The organism is Bradyrhizobium acaciae (assembly GCF_020889785.1).
GTDB lineage: Bacteria > Pseudomonadota > Alphaproteobacteria > Rhizobiales > Xanthobacteraceae > Bradyrhizobium > Bradyrhizobium acaciae.
On record NZ_JACMYK010000240.1, the window covers coordinates 1 to 6,226 of the forward strand.

The window sequence follows — 6,226 nt, forward strand, 5'->3', positions numbered from 1 at the left end:
GACCGGCCGCAACGAAGCCTTCAATCACGCCGGCAATGCGGTGGCGGCGGCGATCGCCGGCGGCACCGCCTACTGGTTCGGCCCCGTCGTGGTGTTCTGGCTGCTGGCCGCGATGGCGCTCGCCAGCGTCGCCGCGACGCTGTCGATCCCACCCAACGCGATCGATCATCAGGTCGCGCGCGGGCTCGACGACGTCGCGGAGGAACACGGCACACGGCATGACCGGCCGTCCGGCTTTCGTGTGCTGGTGACCTGCAAGCCGCTGCTGATCTTCGCGGTCTCGACCGTGGTCTTTCATTTTGCCAATGCCGCGATGCTGCCGCTGGTCGGCCAGAAGCTCGCATTGGTCAATCGCAACCTCGGCACGTCGCTGATGTCGGTCTGCATCATCGCGGCGCAGATCGTGATGGTGCCGGTTGCGATGCTGGTCGGACGCAAGGCCGACGTCTGGGGCCGCAAGCCGATCTTCGCGACTGCGCTCGCGGTGCTGGCCGTGCGCGGCGCGCTCTATCCGTTGTCGGACAACCCGTACTGGCTGGTGTCGGTGCAGTTGCTTGACGGCATCGGCGCCGGAATCTTCGGCGCGCTGTTTCCGCTCGTGGTTGCCGATCTCACGCACGGTACCGGGCATTTCAACATCAGCCAGGGCGCGATCGCCACTGCGACCGGTGTCGGCGGCGCGTTGAGCACAGCGGTCGCCGGATTCATCATTGTCCACGCCGGCTACGGCGCCGCATTTCTGTTCCTCGCCGCCGTCGCTGGTGCCGGGCTGATCGGTTTCTGCGCGTTGATGCCGGAGACGCTGCGAACGGCGACGTCAACATCACACACATCCACTTTGGCGTCGCAAAATGGATGACCTGATTCGCCGGCGGCGCGCCGCGGATCACCGCGTGTGAACCGATCTGATGTCCGACAATGATGCAGTTCCGCATCTGCATCGACGCAGCACCACAGTCATTAACGTCGTCTCTCGATGACACACGCGCGCAATGTTTCTGCATACGTCCAGAGTCGAACGCATTCGTGCTCACGAAGGTCAGATGACGCATTTGTTGCACGGATAACCGCGGCGAAATGCGCCGATTCCGGGATCATTTGATTCGAATTGAATCCTTTAAGGTTAGCGAGCCAATCAATGTATGAACCAGAAATTTCCATGATTGCCGGGGTTCTTGGATGTACGAGTCAAGCCGGGGTAATTACGGATAAGGCGGGGCATGAATCACATCAGCCACATCACACAGGCACGAGCCGGATGGTTCGGACATCGCAAGCTGACCCCGCGCGCATGCATTGCGGACAGCAAAAAGCACCTTCGGACCTTCCTCGCGGAGGCGCTGGAAGACCTCGGCTTCATCACCAGTGAATGCGGCCAGGCATTGGAACTCGACACCGTGCTGGACGCGGAACGGCCCGATCTTCTGGTGCTCGGCGTGTCCGTGGACGGCATCGAAGTCAGTAAAATTCTCGAGACTTTGGTGAGAAAGGACTATGGCGGCAAGGTCCTCGTCATCGGGCAACCGGACTCGATCATCGTCAAGGCGGTCCGGCAGATCGGCGATGAATACGGCATCGCCATGCTGCCGGCCCTGTCCACGCCGTTCAGCGCCGGAACGCTGCGTGACAGTCTTGCGTCATTGCTTCCGCTCGAACCCGCGCCGAGTCCGGCGGTGGACGTACCCGAAGCGCTGAAGGCGGGCTGGCTCGAGCTATGGTATCAGCAGAAAATTCATCTCCGGACGCTGGTTCCGAGCGGCGCCGAAGCGCTGATCCGGATGCGCCATCCGGCATGGGGCGTGGTGCCGCCGGCCTATTTCATCCCCGATGAGGGCGATCCGCATTTTCATGCGCTGTCGGAGTTCGTGATCGCGCGCGCGATCGAGGATTGGCGCTATCTCGTCGAGCAGATCGGACCGGTCAATCTCTCGATCAACCTGCCGATCTCGTTTCTTGCCGACGATGGAGCGGTGCGCGAGCTCTGTTACCGGATTCCGGATCATGCAGCCTTTGCCGGCCTGCTGATCGAGATCGACAGCACCGAGCTGATCGACAATCTGGATCTGGCGATCGATGTCGCGAGACGGGTTCGCCTGCACAATATCGGCATCTCGATCGACAATGTCGGCGCGAACTGGCCGTCCTTGCTGGGACTGCCGAACTTTCCGTTCGTCCAGCTCAAGGTCGATCATCAATACGTCACCGGCTGCGCGGATCAGCGCCTGAAGCAGACGGTATGCCGGCGTATCGTGGAGCTCGCACACGATGCCGGCGCGCAGGTCGTAGCCCAGGGGGTCGAGACGCGCGCGGACTTTCTCGCCACGCATGAGATGGATTTCGATCAGGTCCAGGGCTACCTGTTCGGTAAGCCGATGGGCGTCAAGAAATTCGCCCGCTCGCGCATGCACTTCTCCGAGAAAGAGCCGGCCTCCTGAGGAATGGCCTCGCGTCAGGCCTAGGCTTGGCGATCGATCGCGCGCAGCGCCTCGCCGCGCGCGATCAGGCGCTTTGCGTTGGAGTAGGTGGGGACTTCGAGCAGCGAGCCGTCGAGTTCGACGCGGCCGAAGCCCTGCGTCCGCGCCGCCTCGAAGGCAGCTACGATCCTGCCCGCCTGGTGCAACTCATCCTCGCTCGGCGTGAGGACGCGGTTGACGATGGCGGCATGCGCGGGATCGACCAGGCTCTTTGCGGTGTAACCCAGCCGTCGCGCCCAGATCGTGTCGCGTTCGACGCCCGCGGCGTCGCTCCAGGTGTAGGGACAGTCGACCGCGACGACACCGGCGGCGCGGCATTCGACGATGAAGCGTTGCCGCGCATAGGCCAGCTCGAGGCCATCGCTGCCGCGCTCGGCGCCAAGGTCGGCGGCGAGGTCTTCGGAGGCCATCAGGCAGCCGATGGTACGTCGGCTCACGACTGCGATCGCGCCGGTCTGCACCAGGCCGCGTGCGAACTCGATATTCGGCAGCAGCGCCGTCGATCCCTCGGCGATGCCATAGTCGCGCTCGAACCGCGTCACCGCCTGGTCCAGCCTGGCGACATGGTGCGGCTCGGCGACCTTGGGCAGCGCGACGATGTCAGGACGTCCCCGCATCACGGCGGCGAGATCGTCCATGCCGTCCTGATCCAGCGGATTGACGCGCACTGCGACCACCACGCCCTGGTCGCGCCAGGCCGCGTAGAGATCGGCCGCAAGTCGCCGCGCCTTCGGGCGCAGCGCCGGCGGGGTGAAGTCCTCGAGCTCGTGGATCAGCACGTCGGCGCCGCTGGCGGCCGCATGCAGGACCGCCTCGTTGGCGCCTTCGAGAAACAACCAGGAACGGCACAGCGGGGCCGGGCGAAGCTTGTGCATTACGCGGCCCGCGCGTCGGTCACTGAAACTTCATGTCGAGGCATTTCGAGATGTCGGAGCCGAGGCCGGATGAGATGGTGATGCAGCCGCGGATCTTCTGGGTGTTGGCGTCGCTGGCCCAGATCGCATAGCCGCCCGGACCGAAGAACGAATTGGTGTTCGGCGGCTCGGTCTCGGTGGCGTCGAACGTATAATTGCCGTCGGTCTCGAAGATGCGCGGCTTCTTGGTGCAGCCGCCGTCGGCCTGGACGTTGATGACCTCCTTGTTGTCCCGGGTCAGCGCCAACGAAACCTGGCAGCGGAAGTATTCCGAGGTCTTGGCGTTGAACAGATAGGCGTAGGACTTGCACGTCGACGTATTGAGCTTGCCGGCCGAGAGGCCGCGGCTGCAGGAGATCCGCTGGTTGTTGGAGAGCTTGAACTCGTCCGCCTGCGCGACTGACGCCAGCGCCATGAACGACAGAGCGACACCGATACCGATCTTCATGACGTGATTCATCGCGATCATCCCCAGGTAGTGTTTCCGCCGATCAAAGCGTTTGTAAACGGTAACGCGAAGATAGTCGCCAAGCTTGATACGGGAAATCACAAAGTCGCTGATCTGCACCAGAGGTCTCGCCGATTGTCGTATTGACGCGCGAATGGCGTTCGTGATTTGTTCAGAAGCGTGGGGACGATGCCGTTTTTTTTCGGCCGGAGGTGGATCATGACGCATTTTTTGACCAAGACCTTTATTGCGACCGCGACCCTTGCTGCGATGGCGACATACTCATTCGCGCAGGAGGCTGCGCCATGGGAGCTGAAGTCCGACATGGGCTACGCCTATGACAAGGACGGCAAGACCTGGGCCTACAAGATGGGTACCAACAATGCCGGCACGCTGCTGAAGGGTGCCAAGAAGGTGCCGAAGGGGACACTGTTCTTCATCGGCCAGAACGGCCAGCTCTACATGCGCTCCGGGCCCTATCTCGAGGGCGACGGCAAATTCATGTTCGGCTCGAAATGACGTGTCCGGCAGGCGTCAGAACGCCGCGGCCAATTCCCTTGCGCCGGGCTTGTTGCTGTTGAAGTCCATCCGCTCGTTGGTGACGGCAAGCAGCTTGGCCACGGTGTTGTGGCGGATCGCGACCGGGTTGCGCTCGTAGCCCGAGCGCTGGAAGAAGTTCGAGGTCGGCACCTGTTCGCGCATCGCCTGCGGCATGGTCACCATGTCGAGCCCGGTGCCGTCGCCGGTCAGGTTCATCATCTCGAGCTCGGCCGCGGTCAGCGGCCGCGAATAGCCCTTGTTGCGCGCGAAGATCACCGAGGTCAGCAGCTTGTGGGTCTGCAGCATCGGGCCGACATCGATGTCGAGCACCATGGCGTGGCACGCCCAGCCCTGCGGCGTATCGGCGAGGCGCTGATGCGCGGACCAGTCGTCGGGCACGGTGAGCGTGAAGGCGACCATCTTCTTCAGCACCGCGAGCTTGTGCTCCATCGTCTTGCGCGCCGGCCCTTGCGTCCGCGCCACCCGCTCGGTCAGGTCCCGCACGAATTCATGGCCCTGCTCGGCCAGGAGCTCGACGGTGTTGGTGGTGAGCAGCTGGTTGTAGCCCATCGCGGTCGAGATGGCGCGCTTCCCGCCGTGCTCGATGCCCGCCTGCACGTCGTAATTGCCGGTGCCGCCGGTCTCGAATGAATAGACCCGCACCGCCTGCTCCGGCGTCAGCCCGGCCGCGCGTGCGTAGCGGGCATAGGCGCGCTTGAACTCGACCTCGCTCGTCGGCCGCTGCGGCGTGAACTGGAATTGCTCGGCGGCCGCCCTGACCAGATCCGAGACCACCGGTATCGTCTTGGGCGGACGCGGCGGCTTGGCGCCCTCCTCTTCGGGAGCCGGATTGACCGGCCGCTTCGGGCCCTCATAGACCGGCGGCTGCTGCAGCACGTAGTCGTCCAGCCCGATCTGCACGCGGTCGCGGCGCTTGGCGTTGCGGCCGCGGCGCTTGTCGGCGATCGCGGTCCAATAGGCGCTGGCATCCTGCTCGAAGGCGTCGCGCGCCTCCTGGTATTCCTGCAGCTTGCGGCGATAGTCCATGATCGCCTGCGGCGATGCCTGTGCCATCGCATTGGCGACGGACGGTGGCAACGCATCGGCCTCGCCGGCCGATACAGACGGCGCGCCGGCGACGAGCGCGAGCGCGAGCGCGACAAATCCAGGACACAGGCGAATCAATTGCGGGCGCATGACCTCGTTGTAGCAAGCGCCGCCGCGAAGTCAGCCCGCAATTGTCCGGATCGAAGGCGGCCGGATGCCGCGATCAGCTCCAGAATTTTCGCCACAATGCGGTGGTCTCCGAGGCAAGCCGTGGAGGCCGACGGGTTGATGACGGTCACTTCCACGCGAACACCGGCTGCTCCAGGTCGGCGACGCGGGTGCTGCGGCCGGCGAGCACCTCGCGGAACTGATAGATCAGCGCGGCGGTCGGCGCATGAATCTGCTGGCCGCCGAGGCGGAAGCGGATCACGCGCCGCGAGCTCTCGGGGATCGTGACGAAGGTGAACGCGTCCTCCAGCTCGATCGCATCGAGGCCGATGCGGTGGACGGAAGCGACCTCGTCCGGGTTCGGCACGAGCGCCGCATGCGCGCCGGCCCAGACCACAACCGGGGTGATCAGATAACCGGACCGCGTCGGATAATCGTCGAGCATGCCGATCACATCAGGCTCGGACAGCTTTAGCCCAAGCTCCTCGTGCAATTCGCGCAGTGCGGCTTGAGGCTGCGTCTCACCGGCATCGCAGCGTCCGCCCGGCAGCGCCCATTGCGCGCTGTGGGAACGCAGGTTGGCGCTGCGCCGGGTCAACAGGAAGGCCGTGCCGTTGCCGTCCTCGCCTTCGGTC

At 64.2% G+C, this 6,226-nt stretch carries 7 protein-coding genes; 3 read left to right on the plus strand and 4 right to left on the minus strand.

Annotated features, from left to right (window positions below):
• Together H8A92_RS39195 and H8A92_RS39200 are read left to right on the plus strand one after the other, a co-directional pair.
• Window positions 1-859 (plus strand): MFS transporter (locus H8A92_RS39195; RefSeq protein ID WP_229200611.1); only part of this gene is annotated, 859 nt, incomplete at its 5' end.
• Window positions 860-1,220: 361 nt separating this feature from the next.
• Entirely contained in the window at window positions 1,221-2,435 is a 1,215-nt protein-coding gene (locus tag H8A92_RS39200) for an EAL domain-containing response regulator (RefSeq protein ID WP_229200612.1), read from the plus strand.
• A 20-nt stretch (window positions 2,436-2,455) separates the two neighbouring features.
• On the opposite strand, the gene H8A92_RS39205 is transcribed toward H8A92_RS39200, so the two are convergent.
• Together H8A92_RS39205 and H8A92_RS39210 are read right to left on the minus strand one after the other, a co-directional pair.
• Window positions 2,456-3,349, minus strand: coding sequence for an HpcH/HpaI aldolase/citrate lyase family protein (locus H8A92_RS39205; protein WP_229200613.1), 894 nt, complete (start codon window positions 3,347-3,349; stop codon window positions 2,456-2,458).
• Window positions 3,350-3,368: 19 nt separating this feature from the next.
• The gene (locus H8A92_RS39210) at window positions 3,369-3,848 is read right to left on the minus strand and encodes a hypothetical protein (RefSeq protein ID WP_229200614.1); all 480 of its coding nucleotides are present in this window, start codon (window positions 3,846-3,848) and stop codon (window positions 3,369-3,371) included.
• 207 nt (window positions 3,849-4,055) lie between these two features.
• Here H8A92_RS39210 and H8A92_RS39215 point away from each other — a divergent pair, with 207 nt between their 5' ends.
• Window positions 4,056-4,355 (plus strand): hypothetical protein, encoded by a 300-nt coding sequence (locus H8A92_RS39215; protein ID WP_229200615.1) that lies wholly within the window; start codon window positions 4,056-4,058, stop codon window positions 4,353-4,355.
• A 15-nt stretch (window positions 4,356-4,370) separates the two neighbouring features.
• On the opposite strand, the gene H8A92_RS39220 is transcribed toward H8A92_RS39215, so the two are convergent.
• Both H8A92_RS39220 and H8A92_RS39225 read right to left on the minus strand, forming a co-directional pair.
• Complete coding sequence (locus H8A92_RS39220) at window positions 4,371-5,573, minus strand: hypothetical protein (RefSeq protein ID WP_229200616.1); 1,203 nt, start codon at window positions 5,571-5,573, stop codon at window positions 4,371-4,373.
• A 145-nt stretch (window positions 5,574-5,718) separates the two neighbouring features.
• On the minus strand, window positions 5,719-6,226 hold a 508-nt coding region (locus H8A92_RS39225; protein ID WP_229200617.1), incomplete at its 5' end, for an NUDIX hydrolase.